Annotated in this window: 17 protein-coding genes and 1 pseudogene; 10 read left to right on the top strand and 8 right to left on the bottom strand. The window is 44.7% G+C overall.

What is annotated here, in order from left to right:
- The first annotated feature begins 20 nt into the window (after nucleotides 1-20).
- Nucleotides 21-503: a PD-(D/E)XK nuclease superfamily protein gene (locus QUA99_RS06925; RefSeq protein ID WP_333240613.1), complete on the top strand. Its 483-nt coding sequence runs from the start codon at nucleotides 21-23 to the stop codon at nucleotides 501-503.
- 550 nt (nucleotides 504-1053) lie between these two features.
- Here QUA99_RS06925 and QUA99_RS06920 read toward each other — a convergent pair.
- Nucleotides 1054-1929: a DNA adenine methylase gene (locus QUA99_RS06920; RefSeq protein WP_333240610.1), complete on the bottom strand. Its 876-nt coding sequence runs from the start codon at nucleotides 1927-1929 to the stop codon at nucleotides 1054-1056.
- A gap of 276 nt (nucleotides 1930-2205) precedes the next feature.
- Between QUA99_RS06920 and QUA99_RS06915 the strand changes: the two genes are divergently transcribed.
- The 3 genes from QUA99_RS06915 (at nucleotide 2206) to QUA99_RS06905 (ending at nucleotide 4001) form a co-directional block, all read left to right on the top strand.
- A complete protein-coding gene (locus QUA99_RS06915) occupies nucleotides 2206-2409 on the top strand; it encodes a DUF751 family protein (RefSeq protein WP_015176773.1) in 204 nt (67 codons plus the stop codon).
- A 347-nt stretch (nucleotides 2410-2756) separates the two neighbouring features.
- On the top strand, nucleotides 2757-3149 hold the full coding sequence (locus QUA99_RS06910; RefSeq protein ID WP_293144339.1) for a PadR family transcriptional regulator: 393 nt from the start codon (nucleotides 2757-2759) through the stop codon (nucleotides 3147-3149).
- A 318-nt stretch (nucleotides 3150-3467) separates the two neighbouring features.
- Nucleotides 3468-4001, top strand: a complete 534-nt coding sequence (locus QUA99_RS06905) for a cofactor assembly of complex C subunit B (RefSeq protein ID WP_333240608.1) — start codon at nucleotides 3468-3470, stop codon at nucleotides 3999-4001.
- A gap of 430 nt (nucleotides 4002-4431) precedes the next feature.
- Here QUA99_RS06905 and QUA99_RS06900 read toward each other — a convergent pair whose 3' ends face one another.
- Together QUA99_RS06900 and QUA99_RS06895 are read right to left on the bottom strand one after the other, a co-directional pair.
- The gene (locus QUA99_RS06900) at nucleotides 4432-5253 is read right to left on the bottom strand and encodes an FkbM family methyltransferase (protein ID WP_333240606.1); all 822 of its coding nucleotides are present in this window, start codon (nucleotides 5251-5253) and stop codon (nucleotides 4432-4434) included.
- Between the two features lie 290 nt (nucleotides 5254-5543).
- Nucleotides 5544-5867 (bottom strand): DUF3155 domain-containing protein, encoded by a 324-nt coding sequence (locus tag QUA99_RS06895; RefSeq protein WP_333240604.1) that lies wholly within the window; start codon nucleotides 5865-5867, stop codon nucleotides 5544-5546.
- Nucleotides 5868-6262: 395 nt separating this feature from the next.
- On the opposite strand from QUA99_RS06895, the gene QUA99_RS06890 reads away from it, so the two are divergent.
- Together QUA99_RS06890 and QUA99_RS06885 are read left to right on the top strand one after the other, a co-directional pair.
- Entirely contained in the window at nucleotides 6263-7645 is a 1383-nt protein-coding gene (locus QUA99_RS06890) for an ATP-binding protein (RefSeq protein WP_333240601.1), read from the top strand.
- Nucleotides 7646-7673: 28 nt separating this feature from the next.
- On the top strand, nucleotides 7674-8366 hold the full coding sequence (locus tag QUA99_RS06885) for a hypothetical protein (RefSeq protein WP_333240599.1): 693 nt from the start codon (nucleotides 7674-7676) through the stop codon (nucleotides 8364-8366).
- Between the two features lie 40 nt (nucleotides 8367-8406).
- Here the strand turns inward: QUA99_RS06885 and QUA99_RS06880 are convergent.
- From QUA99_RS06880 to QUA99_RS06865, 4 genes and pseudogenes are all read right to left on the bottom strand, one after another.
- Nucleotides 8407-9162 (bottom strand): annotated as a pseudogene (locus tag QUA99_RS06880) (IS1 family transposase).
- A gap of 695 nt (nucleotides 9163-9857) precedes the next feature.
- Complete coding sequence (locus QUA99_RS06875; RefSeq protein ID WP_333240597.1) at nucleotides 9858-11390, bottom strand: ATP-binding protein; 1533 nt, start codon at nucleotides 11388-11390, stop codon at nucleotides 9858-9860.
- Between the two features lie 43 nt (nucleotides 11391-11433).
- Nucleotides 11434-16779: an ATP-binding sensor histidine kinase gene (locus tag QUA99_RS06870; protein ID WP_333240595.1), complete on the bottom strand. Its 5346-nt coding sequence runs from the start codon at nucleotides 16777-16779 to the stop codon at nucleotides 11434-11436.
- A 551-nt stretch (nucleotides 16780-17330) separates the two neighbouring features.
- Nucleotides 17331-22196, bottom strand: coding sequence for a CHAT domain-containing protein (locus QUA99_RS06865; RefSeq protein ID WP_333381188.1), 4866 nt, complete (start codon nucleotides 22194-22196; stop codon nucleotides 17331-17333).
- On the opposite strand from QUA99_RS06865, the gene QUA99_RS06860 reads away from it, so the two are divergent.
- Complete coding sequence (locus QUA99_RS06860) at nucleotides 22163-22456, top strand: hypothetical protein (protein ID WP_333240591.1); 294 nt, start codon at nucleotides 22163-22165, stop codon at nucleotides 22454-22456. The two genes, QUA99_RS06865 and QUA99_RS06860, sit on opposite strands and share 34 nt — an antisense overlap.
- A 204-nt stretch (nucleotides 22457-22660) precedes the next feature.
- Nucleotides 22661-22855 (top strand): hypothetical protein, encoded by a 195-nt coding sequence (locus tag QUA99_RS06855; RefSeq protein WP_333240589.1) that lies wholly within the window; start codon nucleotides 22661-22663, stop codon nucleotides 22853-22855.
- Between the two features lie 97 nt (nucleotides 22856-22952).
- Here the strand turns inward: QUA99_RS06855 and QUA99_RS06850 are convergent, their stop codons facing one another.
- Complete coding sequence (locus tag QUA99_RS06850) at nucleotides 22953-23231, bottom strand: hypothetical protein (protein WP_333240586.1); 279 nt, start codon at nucleotides 23229-23231, stop codon at nucleotides 22953-22955.
- A gap of 220 nt (nucleotides 23232-23451) precedes the next feature.
- Here QUA99_RS06850 and QUA99_RS06845 point away from each other — a divergent pair, with 220 nt between their 5' ends.
- Nucleotides 23452-25026 (top strand): nucleoside transporter C-terminal domain-containing protein, encoded by a 1575-nt coding sequence (locus QUA99_RS06845; protein WP_333240584.1) that lies wholly within the window; start codon nucleotides 23452-23454, stop codon nucleotides 25024-25026.
- Nucleotides 25027-25405: 379 nt separating this feature from the next.
- The gene (locus tag QUA99_RS06840; RefSeq protein ID WP_333240581.1) at nucleotides 25406-26011 is read left to right on the top strand and encodes a DUF3318 domain-containing protein; all 606 of its coding nucleotides are present in this window, start codon (nucleotides 25406-25408) and stop codon (nucleotides 26009-26011) included.
- Nucleotides 26012-26093: the final 82 nt, after the last annotated feature.

Genomic DNA, 26093 nt, shown 5'->3' with positions numbered 1-26093 from the left:
TATATTCAGGAGGCAACAAAATGAATAGGGGTTGTAGAGCCAATAAAACTGGTTTGGTTTTAGAAACAACTGTAGAAGGTACGTTGAGAGGCCACGGGTATCTCGAAATATGTCCCCAGTTGCCGAAAAAGCGCAAGCGAGAGTGGCTCTTAAGCTCTACTGAAAATCCCAAGCGATATGCTAAACAGGTTTATATCGGGTCTAGCATCTATGAAACTGAAATAAATGTCGATTTTTATATTGTTGGTTCCGGTTTGTTTCCTCAGGGTCTAATTGTTGAGTGCAAGTGGCAAGAAGACAAAGGTTCAGTAGACGAGAAGTATCCTTACCTAAATTTAAATATTAAAAATTGTTATAGGGTGCCCACTATTGTTATAGTGGGCGGTGACGGTATGAGGCAAGGTTCGATCGACTGGTTTAAAAAACAAATTCCTGACAATCAAAATCTGTTGGCAGTTCACAAGCTCGAAGGTTTCATTACCTGGGCTAACAAACATCTGTAATCAGGAAATACCCATAAAGATTTGTCCGTGGCTGATGGCGATCGCCCTTTCGAGCTTCCCTACAGTTGCTTTTTTTTTGCAAACTGCTATTATTCACGGTAACAGACTATTAGTCATCGAATATTTTTGTTTTTTTAAATTTAAAAAAAATCACCTTTTTTTTTGGGTTGACAGCTTGACTCTGACACTTTTTAGAAGTATAATCTAACAATGGGAATATTGACAAAAATATAATTTAATTGCCCACTCCCATTATTAAATTATATCCCTAACGTCCAGAAAAATCAATAGGTAATACTTCCTTTTTTCGGGCCGATTTTGAAAACCAGTTTCTACAATATTTTTTTGAATACTTTTTTTTGAATACTTAAAAATATAGGAAGAAACCGCGTTTCTGAGGTCACAGTGTCAGTGCTTAATGATGGGGGCTAGAAACCGGGTTTCTACGAGTTTTTCGTTGAGTCACGATAAATTTACGAAGAAACCGGTTTCTGAGGTCACGGGTTGCCCGACAAAGTATGCTTAAGTAGAAACTTTGCTTAAGTGTAATTTAAAATGAACGTATTAATAATTCCTTGACTTTGCCGCGCTTGCAACTATTAGAATTAATTCCCCTAGATGCTGATATTTCAATGAGTTTTGGCAGACATTTATTTGGAAAAATTTGAGTATCGCTGTAGATTTTTTCGATGAAATCGCAGTTAGAATTAGACAGCATAACTTTCACGTCCCGTTCGGCAAGTTCTGCAAAAATATCTCTCAGTTTAAGCTGTTCAGATTCTTTGAAATTATCCCTGTTGTAAGCCGTAAAGTTACTCGTGGCACTGATAGGATAATAAGGCGGGTCAAAATAAACAAAGTCTTCGCGGCTAGTAGCAAAATCTAAAATTTCATCGAACTTTCTCACTTCTATTTGAGCGGGCGCGAGTAAAGAGGAAACCGATCGCAGTAAATCTGCTTGACAAATTTGAGGATTTTTGTATCGACCTATGGGAACATTAAATTCACCTTTTGAGTTTTCTCTGTAGAGACCGTTGTAACAAGTTTTATTGAGGTAAATTAACCGTGCTGCTCTTTCTGTATCTGTTTTGTAGGCTCGCGATCGCACCCAGTAATAATAACTTTTATTGTCCTTGGTGTGTTCTAACTGATGCTCCTGTAAAAGTAGAATCAGCTCTTCAACTTTATCCCTGACACAGCGATAAGCATTAATCAATTCAGGATTAATATCTGTTAAAATAGCTTGCAAACCAGGGTGCTGCTGTGCTAAGTAAAAAAATACAGCTCCGCCGCCCAAAAAAGGCTCGTAGTAAGTTGTGAACTTTTCAGGAAAATAAGGTTGATATTGTCCCATCAACTTGGTTTTACCTCCTGCCCATTTCAGAAAGGGACGCGGCAAGACTTGAAAAGGTGCGGAAGCAGACATTTATCTAGAAATAACAGCCTTATAATATTTATCACAACTAGAACTCAATATAAATACTTCTGAAGTTGTTACAGGAGGTCGCGCGGCATTAAACAGTACAGTGCCGGAACGATCGGCGAAAAGTTTTCGTTAGAATTTATATATCTCAGCATCGCCGGCAAAAATGTCCGATCGCCCGATTGGCAGATTTAGCTCCGGCTGTGCCAAAATTGTCTAACTCGCTCACAAGTGTTACCAGTCAAAGATCGAGCTGTGACACTTTACCCCACCAAGCCAATGCAAGATTTTATTAATAACGTCTCTCGCTACCCCCGCTTTTTCATTACGATATGTCTGGGAATTTTCTTTTTCCTGTTCGAGCGACTCAAACCCCTGCTCGATCGACCGACAACTGCGATCGCCCTGATTAGTTCGATTGTAGCGACTTTTGTCTTTCTAACTTTTACACTGCGCGCCATGTTAGGCCTGAGTTCGGTTTAAAGCCTGCGCTTGAGCGCAAACATCAACTGCAAATTCAGTTAAAACACCAACTCCCGAACTAACTGCCAACTCTTGCAGGCGATCGTCGCACACTTGACAATAGTCGCTGCGATAGATTGGAAGAGGAAGTTAGTAAGCGGCGTTACGTCAGCGCTGCTCAACCAAGGCGCAGGCAAACATTACCGAAGTGCAGGACAAGCCTTTGGGGCAATCAACATTTACCGGGGAAATACTGCACCTCTGTTTCCCCGGTGTCCCACTTAATCCTTAGGAAGCGGCACACCCCGCCCCGCTTTCCTCTCCCGTTAACCTGACGGTATCACGAGAGTTTCCAGCGGACAAGACAGATGAAGTTTGAACATATCTATCAATTTTTTCAAGACCCCCCTCCTGTTTATCTAAACAAGGAACTAGCAGTGTGCTACATTCTCTCGGTGTTATTGCGCGGAGATTCCTACGGTACAGAACTGATTGGCCAACTAGAAAGGGAATTCCCCATCTACCGACTTTCTGATACCGTTCTCTACAGCGCTCTGAAATTCCTCGAAGATGAAGCCGTAATCACCGGTTACTGGAAAAAAGTAGAAGGACGCGGCCGTCCCCGGCGGATGTATCAAATCCTCCCTGAGTGGCGGCACCAAGCTCAAGACCTAGCTCGTCTCTGGCACGAGTACATCGGTCAGGGAAACGGCGCGTCAGGGCGTCGGCCCCGCGCCTTAGAAACTGGTCACACGGGTTAGCCGAGTTTGAATCGGATGCCTAAACCCTGGAGATGCTGGCGCTACTTGCAAAGCGATTTGCCCGATTGCCTTCGCTTTGCTCGATCGCCGCACAGCGATTCAAGCATCTACACGGCGCGTCAGGACTTACGTATTGTCACTTGAAAATTAGGGATGATGGGGAGATATGGGAATTTGGTGATGGGGAGAAAAACGCCTTGCAGAAGAAGCTTTCTGCGAATTTTGGTAAAAAAGTGTCTGCGTAAGTCCTCGCTCGCTTTCGTATGTCAAGTTCTGTAAAGTAATAGTCGATCGTTTTAATTACACAAACTTCTACCGATGGATACTGCTGTTCTTCCTTCAACATTTGTGCTAACGCTACTGCTGGCTGTTGGCTTGTTTTTCTTCATCAAGGCTTCAGTCAAAGATCGAATCGAACAAGTCAAGCTTGCTTCCGAGAGCGCTCAAGAGTCACTGTTAACCGAGTTACAACAGTATTTTGCCCAGAGAGCTTACCGAGTTGCAGCCGTCGATGCCCCCAACTATAAAGTTACCTTTGAGGGTTTTGTCAGGCCGAGTTGGTTTCTAGCTATTTTTTTAACTCTCCTGAGTGCAGGTGGCGCTCTGTGCTTGGGACTGGTTTTGGGAATGCTAGTTCCCCAGCAGGGTCAAATTTTCCTAGCTTTGGTACTGCTGTCGCCGCTGGCGGGGGTATTTTACTGGAAAAAAGCTGGACGCTCTGAGCAAGTCTCCCTCAAACTCGAATCAGTTGCTGAGTCGGGAAGCCAAACCAAGAGCTTTGTTACTGTCAGAGCACACCGCGACGAACTAGCAGCGATGCAACAGGCTTTAGATTTAAAACCCGTAAGTTAAAAGTTTAAGGCTGAACCTTTCCCGATCGGCTAGATGCGGTAACTTAGACTTTAAGCGGAACTTACCCCGTGTGCGGGGTAAGTTCCGTCTGAAACCATTGCGAGGTGAGACTTGCCCGGAGCCTCCAAGTCTTTTACATGACTACAATCTCTGACAACCCTTATGTGGCGGGGTTTTTGCTTAAATTCATCAGAGAACAATACTCTCGCCCTAAATATTGAGAAAATCTTAAATACATGACTACGGTTTGTCGGCAGTCAAGTCGCTAAAACCGAGACGGGACAAATAATACAGCCCCCAGAACTACCCCCGCAGGGGGTAAGTTCCGTTTAAGCAAAGAAGCCGATCGATGAATAGTGTCATGAGTAACAATACTTATGGTTTTTCCAGGAAAAGATAATTTGGCAGCAAACAACTATTGTGGGGTTGATTATCGGGAAATTATTTTATTGACTAACCGATCTATTAAGCCTGTATTGTAATACGAACTACAGATTTGAGCAATTTTATTTTCTGGATAATTACAGTTACGAAAACTGATAATATTGCCATAGACTGCATTAGTCGGAAAAAGGGCATCAATATCTAAGTCTATGGCTTGTAAATCAAATAGTTTTTCTTGAGTTTTCGGGGCATAATCTATCATTAGACTAGAACTATAACCGCATTTTCTTAAGATATTTAATGATTCTTTAGTACCATCAAAAAACTGAGGAGACCAACCTTTATCACCTTTGCGTCTGTTGAATCCTCCTCCATATTCAAACATTATGATTGAGGGAAGTAAAGATTCTGATAATTCTGGTAATTGTTTAATTACTGAATATTCCCAACCTTCAATATCTAATTTTAAACAGGTGACTTTTTCGGCTTTAATTGTGTTAAGCAATTCAGGTAAAGTTATGGCTTGAACTTCTTTAGACTCGGTAGAAGAACCAAACCATTCAGGTGATAAGGAATTAAAATTTTGATTAAATATACCTGCAAATTTACCTAAATATAATGTTTGCTTGCCATTCCGATCGGAAAGGCAACTTTCAATTAAATTAATGTTGTTATTATGACAAATTTGACGTAATTTTTTGACTGGCAAAGGTTCAACTGCAATAGTAGAAAAACCTAATTTGGCAAACATTTCACAATAAAAAGCAAATGTTCCTACTCCTACATCAAGACAAACACCTTTTTCACTAGGATCGACTATTGGGAGAATTTCGGCTAATAATGACTGACAACAGGGTTCAACACGCATATTAAAGATAATTTAAATTACTCTATCCTCCGATCGATGCTGTAAAGTCTAAGTTGGCTGTATGCTCGCACACAAAGTCAAAAAAAAGTCACTATCCTGAGGATGCCCGCTGTGGCTATCGCCCGCTCGGACGATCGCGCTTTCTCGGCGACCTCTCCTTACACGCTTTTTCCCAAGCAATTTTCGCCCTTGATTTCAGGTCGCACCCTCGAGACAATGAACTTTTCGACGCTTTGAAAAGAAAAGTTACAGAAACATTGCTGTTAATGTTTTCGGTTCGGCATTTTAAGCTAAGCGCGACTAGCTGACACCGCAGGGATTTTTTCTGCAGTCGATTCCAACATCACCTTTAAGCTGGGAAACAAGAAATGGTTCTCTTCTACGTATTGGGCTCCAAATAAACCTTTTTCAGCCCAGAAGTATCTGTCAGTGGTATGCTCGTTACGCTTGACTAACAGCAAAGCTGGGGGAGCAATGCCTTCGGCATGGATGAACTTGCGAGCCGCTGTTACGGGTTTATCTTCGCCGCTCTCGATGCTATATTGAGGCACACACTCTAAAATTCTGCGTCCTTCTTGTCGGCGGCGACTCTTGCGTTTGCGTCTCCTGGCCAATTTCTTTACCTCCTCTGTGAGCAGACAGTATGAGCAGACAGGTTGTAATGATAGCTACCAAATCCGAGGCCAGTATATCCGTTCTAGCTCAAAACTTCAACTGTTTTTAATATATCGACATAATCTTAACATTCGTGCCGATCGACAAAAGTGTAGCAGTTGTGGTATGGTGGGCCGCAAGTTCCGGCCACAGCCAAGCTTAGGGAGCTGTGGAAGCTGCGCCGACAGCGATGCGGGGCAATTTGGGTTCACGAAAGCCCCATGCCTTCAACATAGCTGCCTTCGATCGAAGTCAAGAAACCTGAAATCTAGAAGTCTCTCATCTGTAATCGGCGGCCGATCGTTTGTAATTTACTTAGAATTCCGTTAGATATCTTAATGTGGCGCTCATGTTAATGCCAGCCAGTTCAGAATTTGTCAAGCTTTGCCGATCGCAGGTGGCGATCGCCGTTAGTTTGGGAGCTAAATTCAGCGCGGTATACCTGACACAAGAGCTGGTAGAAGGCAGCCAAGCAAAGTTGGTGCCGATCGCGGTTTACCCAGAAACCTCAGCCGAATCGGAAGAAAATCAGGGGTTGAGGTTGCCATCCTCCGAAAGCTCGACAGTGAAACCAGTGCCGCGACTGCTAGCGCCGCCGGTTCTTCCTGTGGAAGAATCAACCGTAGGGGCGATCGCACCCGAGCGGCTTCCGAGTAATGAGCGCGGTTCCAATCAGTGCCAAGGCCCGGAGAATGTGTGGCAGCAACGGAGGCAAATTGTGACGCCTCTGATACACGAGGGAGCTGTAATGGGACTCCTAGTCAGCGGTCGGCAAGACAGGCCTTGGAACGAGCCAGAGGAGGCTCAGATACAACAAATTGCTCGCACCTTAGCCCTGGCCTGCATTTTAGACCAGCGATCGCAGTGGATGCAGCAGGAATTGGGTGCAACTCGGCAAATCCAGGCTCAGGTTTACGACACGATGCACAATTTGCTGCACCAGTTCAAAAGTCCGCTGACAGCGTTGCGAACTTTTGGCAAGCTGTTAGCGCGGCGGCTGGTACCGGAAGACAAAAACCGCAATGTGGCTTTTAGTATTGTCCGAGAGAGCGATCGGCTGCAAGAGTTGCTCGGCCAGTTCGATCGAACTGTTGACACTGGCGAAGCAAATCTCAGACTGCCATCGGGCACTTCAGAAAAAGCAACATCTTTGGAATTAATCCGGCATTCTCCTCTGTCGCTGTCACCTGCGGCCAATTTGCAGGAATCCTGTTTTGTGGCAGAAGTCTTAAAACCGCTGTTAATTTCCGCCGAGGCGATCGCATCTGAAAGGCATCTGAAATTGGTAGCCGACATGGAGGCGGATTTGCCACCAGTCTCAGCGAACGATCGAGCTTTGCGCGAAGTTTTGAGCAATTTAATTGACAATGCTTTGAAATATACTCCTGCAGACCGCCAAATTTATATTAAAGTCAGGTACAAAGCAGCGGATGGCGATCGGGCAGGATACAGCCAATTGCCTGCCATAGCAGTTGCAGTTAGCGACACCGGTTCCGGCATTCCCCCCCAGGATTTAGAGCATTTATTTGAGCGGCACTACCGGGGAGAAAAAGCGCAGACAGAAATTCCCGGTACAGGATTGGGTTTGGCGATCGCCCGCGATTTAGTCCGCCAAATGCAAGGAGAAATAGAAGTATTTTCCCCAGTCAATCCTGAATGGCTGCCATCGGCAGAAACTCATTTATATCCAACCGATCGCGGCACTACATTTGTGGTTTGGCTGCGGGTGAATAAGTAACGAACCCCATTGTTTGGAGAGAGTTTTTATGAAGCATCTACCTTTATTCGATAAACTTCCCAAGTTTTCAACTTCTTTAGAAAGACTCAAAAAACATTTTTTGACAGTACCGTTTTTAGCTGTTTTCAACACTCTGACTGTCCTGATTTTGGGCGTGCTGAGCGTATACGCCAAACTCAACAACAAGGGAGACGGAGTTGAACGCCTGTTTAGCGACCCTTTTAATTTCTGGTTCCCTTACGAAGGCATTCTAACCGGAGTTTCCGAAGTCCTCTGGTGCATCCCAGTCGCAATTTGTGCATTTACGTTTGGAGTGCTGCGCCAAAAAGAGCCGCGAAGTCGATCGAGGATCTTCTTATTTTTTAGTGCTTTACTACTCGGAGTCTTTTTCCTGGATGACAGGTTTCGGATGACTTTGATTATTTCTCGGTTGGGAATATCTAAGAAATTAATTTATTTGTGTTATGGTAGTGCTGTTTTCCTTTACGGAGTTAAGTTTTGGCGGTACATCAAAACCACTCCTTACCTGCCATTAGTCGCAGGATTTCTCTTGTTCGCGATCTCCCGGTTTGGAGACCTTTTAAACTTGCGAAGCCAAGGATTACACGCGATGTTAGAAGATGGCACTAAATTATTAGCTCTTCTGAATTTATCCCTGTATTTTTGGCACGTATGTCATCAGGAAATTGGGCGAACATTGCCGTCAAACGCAGATACTTGAGCGCCTTGATGTTATTACAACAAAAAAACTCGTTGCTGAATTAGGGTATCACTAAGCAACGCCCGCGCATAAAACCAGAATAATTTATTTGATTTTGATATGGAATTGGAATATCGGCAAATTTGGGAAGGGTGAATTAATAATCTATCCAACGGAGTGTCTGAGCCTTTGTTCAGATTTAGAATAACCAATAGTTTTTCGTTTCAACTGAGCCAAATAATGTCTTCCTATTGTATTTTTTCCGTCAAGTATTTTCCTAGAGTTTTTGCTAATAATTTTACCTGAATCAGCAATAAAACTTCGTCAACTTTCCAGCAATCTGTCACATAAAAATAGCACTTCCATAGATTAAGAAGAATCCAAAGTGGTTCAAAGGTTTTGCCACTATGAGCGCCTAATACCCATCCTACAATACATGGTTTAAAGCGATCTACTGCTGTCCCTAAGCAGAGAAAAGTTTTTTTTTAGCAGACAAAATTTTCTAATTCATCTAATTCACCCACTTGTGGATTTGTCTCTGTGCGCTAGAAATCTGGCAAGAGTTTTCCTACTTGTTTGAGCCAATTAATTATTGTCGTATTTGTGATGCACATTTTTGATTCTCTCCATTGCTCAAAAACCCATACCATTTACATACATTTTGATACATTAATATTTAACCTATTGAGAGCAACCTGTATGATATTGATAGCAATCTATAAATGGTCTGCAACAACCGACACAAATATAATTCTGTTTACCTTTTTTATGACATTTTTTTATTAACATGAATTGACTGACATTCAGGATATTGCATAAGCTCTGCGTTTAATTAAGGTTATTTTGTGCCGCACTATAAATTTATTATACCCTAATTCAGCAATGCCCTAATTGATTTATCACCGGGTTCATAGGCTTTAACTATTTTTTTACTCGTCTCGCTCGCGTAAAGTTTCATTTTTTCTGCTTCTCTAGGGAATGCAGTGTACTAAATATACATGAAATAGGCTGTATTTTTACGGCACAGTGGGTAACGCCTCGGAAAAGATTGTTAATTAAAAAATACAGCACTTTTCAGGTTAGTGAGGTACACAACAGAGGTAGGGACACGGCGCCGTGCCGTGGGGAGCATCTCATATTTGTAAAAACACTTCTTCTGGCTCTTTCCTTCTTCCTCTTTCCTCCTGCCTCCTGCCCCGCAGCCTCGGGCCTTAAAACTCCAATTTCTAGCTTAACTGCTTTCATTGAGATGCTCCCCGTGCCGTGTCCCTACGGCAATAGAAGAGCAATCTGGGTGTACTTCATAAACGTGGAATCTGCTGTATATTGAAAACCAACACAATTAAGTTAGAAGAATGTGGCCGCATCCGCAGCGCCTATCCCAACCCCTGAATGGGTGGGCTTGCTGCGCGAAAAAAGTCTGTCAGAATTCAGATTAATTAGCAATTAGCAATTACCCCGTTCTCATGCAACTGAAAACCGCTATATGATGAATTCCGCCAGATGAGTTTCCTAGGCCATAGCTACCGCGAAATTGGTTGATATACAGATAGTTGGCATCTCAATAATAAACTGCGTTCCCTGGTCGGGCGTAGAAATACATTGCAATTGACCGCAGTGTTTTTCTAGCATAATTTTTTGGCTGATTGACAATCCCATGCCTGTACCTTTTCCTATTGGCTTAGTAGTAAAAAAGGGAGTGAAAAGTTTAGCACGAACTTTCTCAGTCATGCCAGCGCCATTATCGGCAATTGTTATCCGAATGCCTGAATCCTGGCTACGGTTGTCATGTGAATTGCCAGGTACGACTTCACTGCGAATCAAAATCTGGGGCTGAAAAGATGTACCCTTTTCTCTACTTTCCCGCTCTTCCAAAGCATCTATAGCATTCGCTAAAAGGTTCATAAACACCTGGTTGAGCTGACCTGCATAACAGGTTACAAGCGGCAATTCACCATACTCTCTAATCACATTAATAGCAGGGCGATCTGACCTAGCTTTTAGTCGGTGCTGTAAGATCATCAAACTGCTATTAATCCCTTCGTGGATATCTACTGATTTGATTTCAGTTTCATCCAACCGCGAAAAATTGCGTAGAGACTGCACAATCAGACGAATGCGGTCGATGCCTAACTGCATGGAAGACAGCAATTTTGGCAAATCGTCCATGATAAATTCTAACTCTCCATCTTCTATTGCATTGAGAATTTCTGCTTCTGGTAGCGGGTAATGGCGTTGGTAGAGATTCAACATATAGATGAGTTCTTTAATATAATCTTTGGCATAGGAGATATTGCCGTAAATAAAGTTAACCGGATTGTTAATTTCATGAGCGACACCTGCGACTAATTGACCGAGACTCGACATTTTTTCACTTTGAACTAGCTGGAGTTGTGTTTCTTGCAGCTCTTTGACAAAATGCTCTAAGGCAAGAGCTTTTTGGTGTTCTTTTTCTTCACTGATCCGAAGTGCTTTCTCTACTTGTTCGCGCCGCTCTATTTCTGACTGCAATTTATGACCCAGACAAAAACTTCTCAAAGCTGTTAGCACTGTAGTATATAGCTTTGATGTTGTTAATTCAGTTTTAGTTTTATAGTCATTAATATCGTAATTGATAATAACGCTTTTTTCGGGGACTTGCCCGGGTTGACCAGTGCGTAAAATAATTCGCACTAACTGATTGCCTAACACTTCGCGGACATATTTCACAAACTCCAAGCCAGCGTCATCGGTTTCCATGATTACATCAAGCAGGATGATAGCCACATCAGGATGTTCTTGGATTAAATGTTTAGCTTCCTTAGCGGAATAAGCACTAAAAAATTTTAAATATTTATTTTCATAAACAAACTTTCTTAAGGCAATATCGGTAGCTGTATGAACTTGAGCCTCATCATCGACAATCAAAATTTTCCAGCTTTCAGTCGGGGACTCTTCAGATACTTCATCGGCAAAAAATAACTCCTCATGTGAGTTAACTTCTTCCGCAAATAAGACTTCTTCAGATGATTTTTTACTTACAAAGCCGTAAATCTTCTTGTCCATTGCTGCTCACCTTTCTGCGTTACTGATGTTTAGATTTAGGAAACTACGGTTTTGAATCAATTTGGACGGGTAGCTTAATAATAAATTTTGTGCCTGCTCCGACCTCACTTTTACATTCTATTTCACCCAGAAGTTTTTGGGTAACTAAATTGTAGACAATATGCAATCCCAACCCGCTACCACCCTGACCGCGTTTGGTAGTAAAGAAGGGCTCGAAAATTTTACTCAAATTTTCTGGGGGAATGCCTTGACCATCATCGGAATATTCAAATCTAAGTCGATCGCCCTTTTGCTGCCAATCAAAAACGAGCTTTCCAGTAGCGCCCGGTTCGTAAGCGTGAATCAGAGAGTTCATCAGCAAATTTGTGACAACTTGGGATAATGCACCTGGATAAGAATCTAGGGCCGTTTTGGTGTCTCCCTTAATTTCGATCGAATGTTTGCTATTTCTCAATTTTGGTTTTAATTGGATTAAAATTTCATCGAGATAATTTCTTACTGTGAAAGTTCGTCGTTCTTCGCTCGATCGATCGACTGCCACTTCTTTAAAACTCTGAATCAATGCTGCTGCCTGATTTAGATTAGTGAGAAGGGTGTTGCTGCTTTGGGTGGCTATATCCAAAAATTCTTCTAGTTCCGAGCGTTTCATTTTGCCACTCTTATAAGTAGAAGCAAATTCTGTGGTGTGTTCTGCCAAAGCTGACGCAACCGTGACACCAACGCCGATGGGAGTATTAATTTCATGGGCTACCCCAGCAACTAATCCTCCCAGGGATGCCATTTTTTCAGATTCGACTAGCTTACTTTGAGTCGCTTTTAAAGCATCCAGCGTGTTGGATAATTCGTGGGTGCGATCGCTCACTAATTGCTCTAAGTTTTGATTGAACTCCTGCAAGTTATTGTAGAGTTGGGCATTTTCAATGGAAATGGCTATTTGGGCTGATAACAATTTTAACAGCTCCAGCCTATCTGTAGTAAAAGCTCCTTCTGTCAAGTTATTTTCTAGGTAAAGAATACCTGTCAGCTTGCCTTGGTGCAGCAGAGGAGTGCAGAGAATCGATTTCGGTTGAGTGGCTGCAATATAAGGATCGCGGGTAAATTGTCCCTCTTGGGTGGCGTTATTTAAAACCACGTTTTCCTGGGTGCGGATGACGTAGTTAGCGATCGCGCTTGCCAGTTTGGGCATTTCCCCAGAATCAGCTTCTGCATTCAGGGGAAGCGATCGCAGCACGCTAACTTCATCCTCCTTCACCGAACCTTCAGCTTCAATCGCCCAGTTTCCCGCTTTTTCTAAAATCAAAAAGCCTTTTTGGGCGCCAGCATTTTCGATCGCAATCTTCATCAACCTTTCCAGCAACTTACTCAAAACGATTTCACCTGAAATCGCTTGAGAAGCTTTCATTACTGTGGCTAAATCTAGCGTATCTCCCAAATTTGTGCTAGTGGTGGTAGGCGCATTCGTTGTTCTGTTAACGTTGGTTTGAGTTGTTGTCTTGGCTGACGTTATAGTTAGTAATTCTGGATATTTATCTTCTAAATCCTTAACTTTAGCTATAGCGCCCCAGACTTGGTAGCTATAATGAGCGTTTTGCATATAAACTTGGGCGATCGTTTCTTTCCTCCATGACAAGTAAAATTTGGCTGCCAGTTCGTATGCAAGTGCTTCTTCGTTGATATACTGGTTTTCTTTAGCTAAAGCAATGGCTTTGTCGTACATTTCCATTGCCGCTACTTTTTCCCCTAAAACCCGATGCCGTTGGGCCTCTACTAAATAGAATTTGTGCAAGAAATTCATGGGGGCATGATGCGCCCATTTCTGCATTTTTTCTTGATTAGCTTGTACGCGATCGAGAATTTTATGTTGTTCAGATTTTTGACTGTTGGCATACACCGCTAGCCATACTAAAGAATCGTAAAAATGGAAGATAGGAACAACCGGCAATCCTACTACTGCCTCTAAATGTTTCTCTGCTATAGCAATATTCTCAATTGCTTCTGAGTAATTTTCAAACCAATAACAAAGTAAAGTTTTGTTTAAATATAGGTATGCAACTCCCGCTTTATCGTTTGCTTGCTGGTGCAATAGCAACTTGATCTGCTCATCGCAGGCTTCACCCTTTAGAAGGGATGGATTTTCACTTTTTCCGAGCATATTTAATGTGGCCTGCCAAAATATTTCTATATAATTAAGCGCTGTGTTTTGCTTAATTTTATGAACAGCATCTCTGTAAGTTGACATCTCTCTTTCAAGGACAGTCAGTTCTTTGCCGGTAAAGTAAGCGCAATAGGAGGAAAGCATTAGACTAAAGCCAGCAAATTCTAAATCTCCCGTCTCCAGTCCGATAGAGTAAGCTGACACCAAAGGCTCTAATATTTTTCTCATATGCTCTTTCCAAGGTCGGGTAAATACATTCACTATGACGACTGTTTTGGCGGTAATTTCTTTAGCATTCAACTTTGACACTAGATTTAAAGCCAATTGACCAAACTGATAGCCTGAATCAATATCTCCTACAACTCCACAAAGCAGAAGACCATAATTAGCATAAGCAAAGGGAGAAACGGAAGCATTACCGTATTGAACAGATAAATCTACTTGTTTGCACAATGTCAAGGGCAACAGCGCAGGAGCAGCAATGTATGCAGGAGCAAAGGTACTTGACAAAAGTCGAATAGCTGCTAGTTTATATGGATCGGTCATTTGAGGCAGGTCAACTAAATCCTCAATTCGCGTTCCACTCAAAATTGCCGCAGTTTCCTCGAATGCCTGCCCAATATCTGACGGGTTCGGCTCTTGGGGAAAGTCAACCCCGAACAGCTTTAAAACTTGTAGCGCTGTATCAACCGCTTCTAGCAGCCTGTTCTGCCCTATGTAAGCTTGCATCTGGATTGCATAGACTTTCACTTTGTCCAGCAGCGTTTGGGCGGAATTTTGGACTATCTCAACGAATCTCTGCATTCGGTCAAAATCACCTCTCAAAAAAGCTGCCTCTGCTGCTTCCTCATGCAGCGATAATGTCAGTTCGTAATGATGAGTCCAGCTAGAATCTACTAGCAGTTTCAAACCCACTTGCAAATATTCGGTAGCCGCAGCATAAGCCGTTGCAGCTTTGGCTTTTTGACCTGCGGTTAAGTTAAGTTTTGCAATTTCAGTTCGTTCGGATTCATCGCCAACCCCTTCAATTCCTAAATTAAGATGATCGACGATCGCAAATATTTCTTCGGTTCGCGTCTCTGTGGAAGTATTTTGCCAGAGCAAGCGACCGATTTGTAAGTGAACAGTTTTTTTAGAACTTTCCTCAATCAGAGCATAAGCTGCTTGTTGGACGCGATCGTGCAAAAACTTGTAAGTAGTGATTACTAGATGAGACTGAACGATTTCTTCTTCTGTTACGCCGAGTTCAGAAGTGGCTAAAATTAAGCCATCTTGGATTGCTGGCACTAGCTCTTTAAAAGTTTCAACCGTAGATTTTTCGTTGACTATCGAGAGAGTATTTAAGTCAAAACTATTGCCCACACAAGCGGCTAACCGTAAAACTTGCTGAGTTAAATCTGGCATTTTTCTCAATTTACCGACCATCAACTCAACTACATTATCGGTAATTCCTACTGCTTCGATTTTTGAAATATTCCAATCCCAGTTTCTTTGCTGTAAATTGAAATTCAGAAGGTTTTCTTCATAAAGAGTTCTGAGAAATTGATTAACAAAAAAAGGATTGCCTTGAGTTTTACCGACGACTAACTCAGCTAGCGGCATGACTGAGCCTCGATCCCTACGCACAGTATCAGCAATCAACATAGCGATATGTTCGATATCTAAGGGAGTTAAGGTAATTTGGTTGATAATCGCGCCTTGCTTTTGCAGCGCCTCCAGAGTCATGATTAAGGGATGCGTGGGGTTAACTTCGTTATCTCGATAAGCTCCTAGTAGAAATAAATATTTTGTTTCCTCATCTGCCATCATTACTTGCAGCAGTTTCAAAGTAGCGGAATCAGCCCATTGCAAATCATCCAGAAAAATGACTAAGGGATGCTCGACTGAACAGAACACGCGGATGAATTTTTGAAAGACTAAATTAAAGCGGTTTTGCGCTTCCGTAGCACCTAACTCTTGGACGGGTGGCTGTTTGCCAACAATGAGTTCTACGTCGGGAATGACATCTATAATGATTTGACCGTTATTACCAAACGCTGCTAAAAGTTTTTCTTTCCAAGTGGTGAGTTGCATTTCGCTTTCAGTTAAGAGTTGCTTGACTAATGATTGAAAGGCTTTGACAACAGCCGCATAAGGAACATTGCGTTGAAATTGGTCAAATTTCCCGGCAATAAAATAACCGCTTGCCTTAGTAATCGGTTTATAAACTTCTTGCACTAAGGCGGATTTGCCAATGCCAGAGTAACCCGACACTAACATAATTTCTGTTGTGCCATTGCTGACGCGCCCGAAGGCTGCTAATAAGGTTTCAATTTCTCGTTCTCTGCCGTAGAGTTTTTGAGGGATGTGAAACTTATCGGTAATATCTTTTTGAGCTATCGCAAAATCTACAATCGTTCCTTTAGCCTGTAGTTGTTCCAGACATTCTTCTAAATCTGCGAGGATTCCCCAAGCACTTTGGTATCTTTTTTCAGCAGTTTTTTCTAACAGTTTCACTACCAGATCAGAAACCGTTTTAGGAATTTCTATTTCTGCATTGATTTCATGGGGCGGTACTGCTTGTTTAGCAATATGACAGTGGACTAATTCCATTGCATCGTTGTAATCGCATGGCAGTTGCCCCGTTAGCAGTTCGTAAAAAGTGACTCCTAATGAGTAAAAATCCGTTCGGTAGTCGATCGCTCGGTTCATTCTGCCTGTTTGTTCCGGCGATATATAGCTCAGAGTGCCTTCTAAAACATTAGGATTTTTTAGGGTAGGATTCTCGCGATTTAAAACAGTAGAAATGCCAAAATCTATGATTTGGACTAGCCCTGTTGTCGAGTTAATAATAATATTGCTGGGATTGATATCTTTATGAATAATGTTATGTTGATGAAGGTGGCCTAAAGCCCGGGTTATTTTAATAGCGGTTGCCAAAAACTCTTCTAAGGTAAGTTTGTGAGAAGCCAACCACAGGTTTAATGATTTTCCACCTGCATCCTCGAAAATAATAACTAAACTGTTTTGATATCTTTCTAAGCTGTAGGTTTTAGGTACAGTTTCTAGGTTGAGATTGCGTGTAATTTCGTATTCCTGCTTGTATCTGACTAACGAAGCTGGCATCGGATAATCTTGCTTGAGGAATTTGAGAATGACCGGTTGGTTGTCTTGCTTTCTCACTCCTCGGTAAACTAAAGAATTGTTACTTTCATGAATTTGGTTTGTAATCTCGTAGCCAGCTAAGTTAATCATCCTTGCAGCCTCTTTTAATAATTAATACATATTTTTTTAGCAATTCTCAATTTGTAAGTAGATGTATCCTCTAATATAAAGACTAGCCTGCACTTTAATCAAAATTTAAGTTTTAACTAAAAAAATATGTTTTGTTACATTTATTCAAAAAAGTACAAATAAATATTTAGGTTAGGAGTGCGATCGCTCTACAGTTACCTCCAAAAGCAGGCAGAACAGAGTGAAGGCCGATCGCCCTTGGTCTTCATAGCAGATGTGGGCGTTGCATAATTAGAGTATAAATAGGGGGAATCACCATGCCATGAAAGCGAGTGCAAATCAACCCATAGCCGTAGAAAAGGTAATAAGAAAGGAAAACATAACCACATTTAACATAAATGTTGTTGTCAATCGATCGCTGATGATGAGTCCCACGCCTGGTTACAGTTAGAGTGTGAAACCCCAAGGTTTAAAAATGTATGTCAATAGTATAGGTTTTCGGGCAATTAACGAATCAAGCGAGTTCATCACACCACCCTAATAACTTCAGTAAGACTTGTGGGAAAACTCCATTACCAAGGATTGCCAATCATTGTAAAGGCGGCCCAATAATAAGGATGCAAAAGCACTCGATCGCCCCGCGCCGCAATTTCCGGAGGCAAAGTTAGACTCGTAGAAAGCCCTTCGACTCGCAGCATCCCGTCTTGAATCCGCACGCGCCCCTGCAGCATCTCCAATTGCGCGCGCCGCAAAGCCTCTGCTTTAATCATTAAATTGCCACCGCGTCTGGGGGCGCGCAACTGCCGATAAAACTCAGTCATCAGCCCCAAAGTTCCCTCATCGCTGACTTCCCACAAACTCGCTAAAGCCGATTTAGCGCCGCTAGCTACCGCTAAACCCGCAAACCCCAACTCCGCATCTTCGTCGCCCAAAGCGGTACTGCACGCGCTTAAAACTAACAGATTCACCGGCGGTTCATTCCACCGCAACTGCCGCATTTGATCGATACGCAATTTAGTATCCCACAACTGAATGTAAGAATTTTTCGGTTCCCCAGGCTGGAATTCGCTGTGAGTTGCTAAGTGAATGATGCCAAAAGGCCGATTTGCCCGCTGAGCTTGCAAATTTCCGAGAGTAAAATCTTGATTCAAAAATGATTTTCCTTCTGAGGGCGGCGCGATCGACTCTAACTCCACCGGTACCGCCGGTAAAGGCGCTTTATCTTCAAATACCGACGCCCCCATCGCCAAAACTTCATCATCCGCAATATTGTCGTAGCCAATATCAGTCAAACTCAGACTCGGCATCACGCTAATGCTGTATTTCTCAACTAAAAAGCCTTTGCCGTCGTGAAGGGCCGCAAACGGTACGCTCCGCAAACCGGCTGCCGGAATTACAATTAAATTATCAATATTTAAAGCCGTCAATTCTGCGGCAACTGGCGCAATTAACCAGCGATAAAGTTTTTGCGCGGTATCCAAATAACTAATGCTGCTTCTTTTGCGGGGATTAGTTATTTCGCTTTGAAATGCGTCAGCTAGTTGCAACACCTGCCAGCGGGTTGTCGCCGGAATTAAAACGCGCCTCGGTTGAGAGTTAGCTGTTACTAACACTAATTCTAAATGCTCCCCGCTAGGAACATCGGAAACTTCTTTGCCCTCCGGCGGCAACCTCTGGGTCAACTTATCTTCTAAGGGATGAGGGGGCTGGGATGCGAGGTTTGTTCTCACAGGCAATAGATTAGATAAATCCTGACTTGCCACCAGCACAGAATCATTTTCTTTGGCGGCGCTTGGATCAGCTCTGCTGACCCAATTCATATAAATAATCGCTGATTTGTTCCCGGTAATTTGTTCGTTTTTGCGAAGAGTTTCGTAAATTACCGACATATTACTAATCGGTCTTCTTGCGGGCAAGTCCAAATATTTTTCGTACTCGCGAGTAAAGATTTGCTCAAATGCTAAAACTCCCGACTCTACCGAATCGAATCTGCGAAAAGGAACGAAAATATCCGGGCTAATTGGGGAATTTTTGTCTTGACTTTGCGATCGCAATTCTACTTGCAAAGATGCAGGAAGTGACAGCGCAGGATCGGGATTTACGGGATCTACTGGCACTACAGGCACTACAGGCGGTGCGGGAATTGGTGCGGGAATTGGTGCGGGAATTGGTGCGGGAATTGGTGCGGGAATTGGTGCCGGAGCAGAGGGCGGGCCCGGCGTAATTAGGGAAATCTGATTTGGTAAAATTCCTTGGGTGTAAGTTTCCCCAAAAGCAAGACTGGGCAAAATGGCGTTTCCCGCGCCAGCATTAATGCTTCCCGTGGTTCCATTGTCGATCGCGCCGCCAACTACAAACGGTCGATCGATACCGCCTCCGTGGCGAATTTCGATCCTCCCCGCCCCCGCACCTCCGGCAGTAGAAATACTCGAAGAATTGCCCGATATATCGTTGAAAACATTGTTCGAGCGAAACAAACCGAGGGTGGTCACATCAACGCTGCCGCCAGTGCCTCCAGGGCCGCCTTGAGCGTTGATAAAGCCCAACTGAATGTTATCGGTTGCGCTCAGGGAAACGCCCCCGCCGTTGCCGTTTGAAGTGCTGCTGGAGTTGAGATCGAGAGCCGAAATGCCCGATGAAGAGGTGACAGCAATATTTCCGCCGATCGCCCCCGAAGCGTTCAAAGCTCCCGCAGTTAAAGGGCCGGCATTGCTTTGGAGAGCGATCGCGCCTCCTGTGCCCGCCGATGAAGAGTCGATCGCGCCCGCTGCAACAGTATTCCCCTCAACCCGAATCCTCCCGCCGTTCGAGGTAATATTGCCAGTCCGAACCTCGCGGCTTCCTTGCAGGTTCACGCTGCCGCCATCCGTCCTTAAATTACCCTCTAAGAGGACATTTCCTGCCTTGATATCGGCTCCCAAAGCGGCCGTGCTGTCCCCCCCGAAGGTAGCGGACTCGCGGGCGTTAACGCTCAAACTGCGCGCTGCAATTGTGGAAGCAGCCGTCACGCTAGCAGCGTCAGCCGAGAGCCGGCCCAACCTCTGAGTTTGACCGACTAGGCCGCCAAAAGTAATGTTGCCGCCAGCGCGCAGCGTCAAATTATTTGCTCGGCCCGGGATGCTGTCGAGGGTATTGGCAAAGGCGATATTGCCGGTAGTGGCGGCTAGGGCGGCGCTGCGATCGACTGTGACGTTACTATTGAAAGCAATGTCGCCCGATGTCGCAATATTGCCCGAAACCTCGGTACTGCGGGCGTTTACAGTCAAACTCGCCAGCGGTGCAGCTTGACCGACTGTACCGCCGAACAGCACTCGCTGAGCGTCAAGTCTCAGGGCACGAGCTCCGTCTAGGCTACCGGAGAACAGAATGTTGCCCCTAGCTTGAGTGCTCAAAGCCACGTCAGCATTCAGGGACAGGTTGCCTGTAAAAGTGAGATCTGCACCGGATGTGGCAATGTTGGCGTTGAGATCGGTTTTGGGCGCGTCGAGAGTCAAGCTAGCGCTGCCGCTTGCGATCAGGGGTTTGTCGATCGCGATCGAGCTGCCTTGAAGTGTCAGCGGGCTGTTGAAGGTAATGGGTGCGACGATCGCGATCGAGCTGCTGTTTTCGCCCCCGATCGCGATCGAACGAAAATCCCCCGCCAAAGCGCCCAGATCCCTTGCCGTCAAGTCCAAAATGCCCAAAATATCGCCGGTGCCACCGAGCCGAATTCCTCGGCTGTCGTTGGGTTGCAAGCGAATTGTTCCCCCCGCACTCCTGACAGAATTGCTGCCGCCCCTCAAGTCAATGCCGTTAGCAGTGACAGCGATATTGCCGCCGTTAGCATTGAGTCCGCCCAGAGAGATGCTGCTGGCGAAAATGTTGATGTTGCCGCCTTGAGTCTCGATTGAGTCCTTGGAGTCATTGACAACAAACACTCCGCCCGATCTAAATGTTACGGTGTCTCCCGTTCTCGCTTGCAAGGAAAGTTTGTTATCGGGCAAGTCTTGGAGGGTGATGTAGCCGGGGGTTTCTAGAAGCACGTTGCTGCCGGCGGCCATCTGTTCCAACTGTAATTCTGAGATCGATGTTTCATTGGGTTCTGCTGCAGGTTCGAGTTCCCCGCCAGTCGATCGCGCGTTGGTGTCGCCGTTACCGCTGACGATCGTAATGTTTGCCGGATCGAGCCACAAATTGCCGGTCGCGCCGTTAGCAGCGCGGGTATCGACCTCTCCTTGGAAAGTTAAAGCATTTTTGCCGGAAACTTCGACTGTGCCGCCGTTACCTGCGGCGATGCCCCCGCGAGCACTAATGTTGCCGAAGAAGCGAGTTGTGTTGTCTGACCAAATTACCGCAGTGCCGCCATTGCCGCGGTCGATCGCGTTTGCTGCGATCGTAGAATCAGGACTAACGTATGTTACCAGTGCGTTCGGCACTGGTTCCGCCCCCTGGAAACCGCCTCCGACGCGCACGGTACCTCCGCCGTCCGTCCCGGAAGCATCGATATTTGCGCCGAACAGTCCGACTTTTTCCCCTAAAATATTGACTGTGCCGCCAGCCATGCCAGAAGGAGCAAATACATTTACAGAACCCGAGACGATCGCACTTCCTCCATTTATCGGCACTGTTTGGCCGCCAGTCAGTACCAATTGACCTTGTTCGTTAGTCGTTAAACCTGTGGCTGATGCTACGCCGGGCCCCGTCAGCAACTGAGGCAAAGAAACCGGGGCGATCGCAGAGTTTTCTGACTGCAAAGACGGAGTAATTTCTAAACTCAATAAATTGCCGATTTGACTGATGCGGACTGAATTTTGTCCCGGAACAGCAGCCACAGTAATTTGACCGTTGGGAGCGGATAATTGTCCTGTATTAATAACTGTGCCACCGAGCAAAGTTAAACTTTGTCCGCTGCCGACCGCCAAGTTTCCCGCATTGACAATTGCACCAATGTGTGAGTTATTAAAATTAAATTGATTGGGATTTCCCAGTAAAGCTTTGTAATCATTAATTCCGGTGGAATTGAACCAGCGATCGCCGAAACCAATACCCGTAGCAGTTGTCGCGAAAAAAGACCCCGGCACGTTCAATCTAGCATTTTGACCGAAGACTATTCCGCCCGGATTCATTAAGAATAAATTTGAGTTGCCGCCGCTTACAGAAATCAGACCGTTAATAACGGAAACATTGTCGCCGGAAATCCGCCCTAAAATATTTTGAATATTTGGATTAGTTAGAAAATTAGCTATTTGACCTTCGCTGAGATTAAATTGGCTGAAGCTGTGAAACAGATTTGCCCCGTTTCCTGACAGTTGTCCGCCACTAATGTCGGTGCGGTTTTGCTCGGACTTAACAACAGTATTCGTGCCGTCAGTAGCGGGAATGACAGGTTGCGATCGCACTGCTAGCGGTAGCAGCCAAAAACCTAATGTCAAAATTAGAGCCGAACGAAAATAGGTCATTGGAGGAAGGAAGAAGGAAGAAGGAAGAAGGAAGAAGGAAGAAGGCAAAATTACCCATTACCAATACTTCGGCTACGCGAGCGTACAATTTACCAATTACCAATTACTCATTACCAATTCCCGATTACCAATTCAAATCTATTGTAGTTTTGATTTTTTTTGGAGGTGTAATGTTCCGCTCAAGTGCCAATAAACTTAAAAAGGTCGATCGAACACCGCCACCGCCCGGGGTCGATCGACCTTGCAGGCACCGCGCATAAGTCATCGCACTCCAAAACCACCCGTTGCCAGAATATTGGAAATTTAAGGAAAATTTTGTATTGATCTGTCGCCAGTGTATTGACAAAATCCCCCCAGACTCTTATGATTGGAGCACGGATTGGGTAGAACGGCAAAAACCCACGCAATAACTGGCTCCTCTAATAAAGTTAAAAACAAAATATTAATGCTTTTAGAGACCAACCATGCAAACTCCAGCTTTCCCATTTCTAACTGAACAAATAGTAGAGCAGATATTTTCGTCAGGCGAACTGACTCGCGATGACAGACAGCGCATTCAGTCAATGCTCTTAAATGAGTCGATCGGCGAAAATGAATTGAGCTTAATTGAAAGAGTGATGGAAGGCGTAGTCAAGGGAATACTTGACGTGCTGAATTAGTTGAGAACTGGCGATCGCCTATCTAAATTTAGGGTGCGGAATGCACACCTTACCCTAATTTTAAATAAAATCGAAAAGCGAAAATTCTGTCACCCTTCTAAAAATCATCATCGGGCCCCTCATCCGAACTCTCATCGCGACGCACAAGTTCAGAAGGAGGCCTGTCGTTACTCCAGGCCCACCACACGTCCCCGCACTGGCAGCGGTAAAATTCTTGCCACTTGCGGCGGTTGAACTCGGTGTATACTGGCGATCGGCGATTAATCCAGACATCAGCGGCATTCGTGCAGCTAGCACCGCACTTGGGACAGCAAAACTCATTAGCGTGAACCGCCGTCGCAGTCCATTCAGGAGGATGTGGAGCAAAAGCTTCCATGTGTTAGAGTTTCTATCTAAACTGCTGGTAATTACGGCAAATTAAGGGTTGCGAAAGATCCGCAGACTTCGGAATGACCTAAACAATGACATCAGTACGCTGTTGAGTGCGTAAGTTATCTGCCAGTTATTTTTTTTAACATTTGCCGTCAGATGAATAGTATAACTGATGTGGTGCAAACCGTCGATCGGCATTCTCAACTATTTCAAGGACTAGGCTCATGTCTATCTACAATCTTATCTCATTTCTGGGCATTTTTGGCTTATGTGCGATCGCCTGGGTTTTTTCAGAAAACCGACAGTCGAAGTATATACCTTGGCGCGTCATCATCTGGGGCATTGGCCTGCAATTAGTCTTAGGATTTTTAGTATTCCTGTTCCCCCCAACTCGCCTCGCTTTAGAGTGGTTTACTGGCTTACTCGATGGAGTATTCACCGCTGCTGACGCTGGAGCGAGGTTTGTATTCGGGAGCAATGTTGTACCCATACCTGGTAAAGATCCGGCAGTTAATTTAGGATATATTTTTGCCTTTCGAGCTTTACCGACAGTCATCTTTTTTTCTGGCCTCATGGCCTTGCTGTACAACATCGGCGTGATTCAAATTATCACCGAACTTTTTGCCAAAATCTTTTATATGACAATGCGGTTGAGCGGCGCGGAAGCCCTCAGCGGTGCGGCAAATATTTTCGTAGGAATTGAAGCGGCAATTGTCGTCAAACCTTATTTGCCGAAAATGACTCGTTCCGAACTTTGTGCAATCCTCTCTTGCTGTTTTGGAACTGCCGCTTCTTCAACATTAGCAATTTACGTCAGTTTTCTCAAGCCTGTTTTTCCAAATATTTTAGGACACTTAGTTTCAGCTTCAATTATCGCCATTCCCGCTTGTTTTGTCCTCTCCAAAATCTTAGTACCAGAAACAGGCGTGCCGCTGACAATGGGCGGCATTCCCAAGGAAGAACGCAAGCCTAAAGGCCGCGAGTTTGTGGGCGAAGAAATTTCCGAAATCGACGGCGAAGCGATGCCACAAGAGACAGTTGGAGGAGAACCCATCGAACGAGTCAGCCCTTTGGATGCAGCGATAATTGGTGCATTGGACGGTGTAAAAATGGCAGTAGCCATTGCCGCTGTTTTGATTTTAATCTTGGGGTTAGTTTCCTTAATCAATCAATTCTTTGGTTGGCTGGCAATTTTGCCCGGCCCAATTGGTGGCTTTTTCAAAGTTGTCACCTTAGCCAACATTATGGGATTTTTATTTTATCCCCTGACGCTATTAACAGGAGTCTCCATTGACGACTCTTGGCAAGCATCAGTAATCATCGGTCGCCGGCTGTTAGAAACAGCGATTCCGCCCTATCAAAGTTTAGCAGAAGCATCGGCAAAAGGACTGGTGAGCGATCGTACAGTTTTAATTGTCAGTTACGCCCTTTCCGGCTTTGCCCACTTAGCCTCCGTCGGCATATTTGTCGGCGGTACGATCGCCCTAATTCCATCCCGCCGCAAAGACATTTCCGAACTCGGTTGGAAAGCATTATTTGTCGGCACCTTAGCAACAATGATGATCGCTTGCATCGCCGGCACTTTCGACACCGGAGACGCCAGCATTTTAGGCGCTAAAACAGCCCCTGCTGCCCCGCTAACAGCCCCTGATTCTCCCAAATCACCGGCATCCCCAACCGCGAATTCAAAGCCGTCAGTTGCCCCAGCAATTGCCAGTCCCAAGCCTTCTGCTAATACCGAAAAAGTGGCTCCCAGAGATCGAGAATCTGCTGCTTCAGAATCCAAGAAAAACCCTTAATTATTTTCTCTTGACTTGTAGGGGCGGGTTTTACGAACAATATTTAATTCCCGTCAAAAATCTTGTAAACCCGCCCCCGCACAACCAATAACCTAGATCGACTTTGATTTGCATAAGCTCAGTTAGAGACACGCTCAAACCAAAGAAACCGGGTTTTCCACCAAATCTGTGGTTGTCACAAAGTATTCTGGCAAAAACCCGGTTTCTGGCCACCCGTGCATCAGATTGCGATTTGCCCTTGGGTGAGTGAGGGCGGGTTTTAGAGATTGTAGGTTTTAGACAATTATGGTTGGTGAACCCGCCCCTACAGGCCCCTGATGGATGTTGTTGTTTTTTAGGCCGATGCAAGCAATTCCCAATTCTCAATTCCCGAAAATTTATGAATCCCGAACCAGAAATTCGCCGCCTGTTAGATGTGATGCCCGCTTCCGGCCGCATGACGTGTAAAATTATTAATAAGCCCCAACAATCAACGGTAATTGACTGCGATTTTCCTTTACCTTGGAATCAATCTCGCCCGATTTATATTAATTTTGATTTGTGGCGGCTGCTATCTAAGCCGCAGCGGGATTTACTAATCTTGCGGAATGTAAGTTTTCTGTGCAATGTTAAGTGGTTTAAACCGGATATTTATCAAGGTGCGGCTCTGGCGGGAATTGTCGGGACTGTTGTAGAATTGTTGCAGCCAGATGCGATCGGCACTGCGATCGCGGGCGGTTTGACGGGACTCGCCATGACTCGAATTTGGCGCGACAACCGCAGTTCCCAAGTAGAGTTAGATGCTGATGAAGCGGCGATTAGAGTGGCGGGAAGGCGCGGTTACAGCGAAGCGGAAGCGGCCGGACACCTGCTGGGGGCGATCGAGGCTGTGGCGCAGATAGAAAATCGCAGTTTGGATTTTAACGAGTTGATTCGGTGTCAAAACTTAAAGGCGATATCGGGTATTTCGGCCGTGGGCGTGCCCGATAGTGTTAGACAAGATTAGTCTCCCGCAGCCAAAGGACACAACAGTGTTGTGTCCCTACAGATTAATATTTATTGTACCATTTGTAGGGACACGGCACTGC

This window comes from Microcoleus sp. F10-B2 (assembly GCF_036704965.1).
Lineage (GTDB): Bacteria > Cyanobacteriota > Cyanobacteriia > Cyanobacteriales > Microcoleaceae > Microcoleus.
The sequence above is the reverse complement of the archived record's forward strand: the minus strand, read 5'-3'. Positions and strand labels throughout refer to the sequence as shown.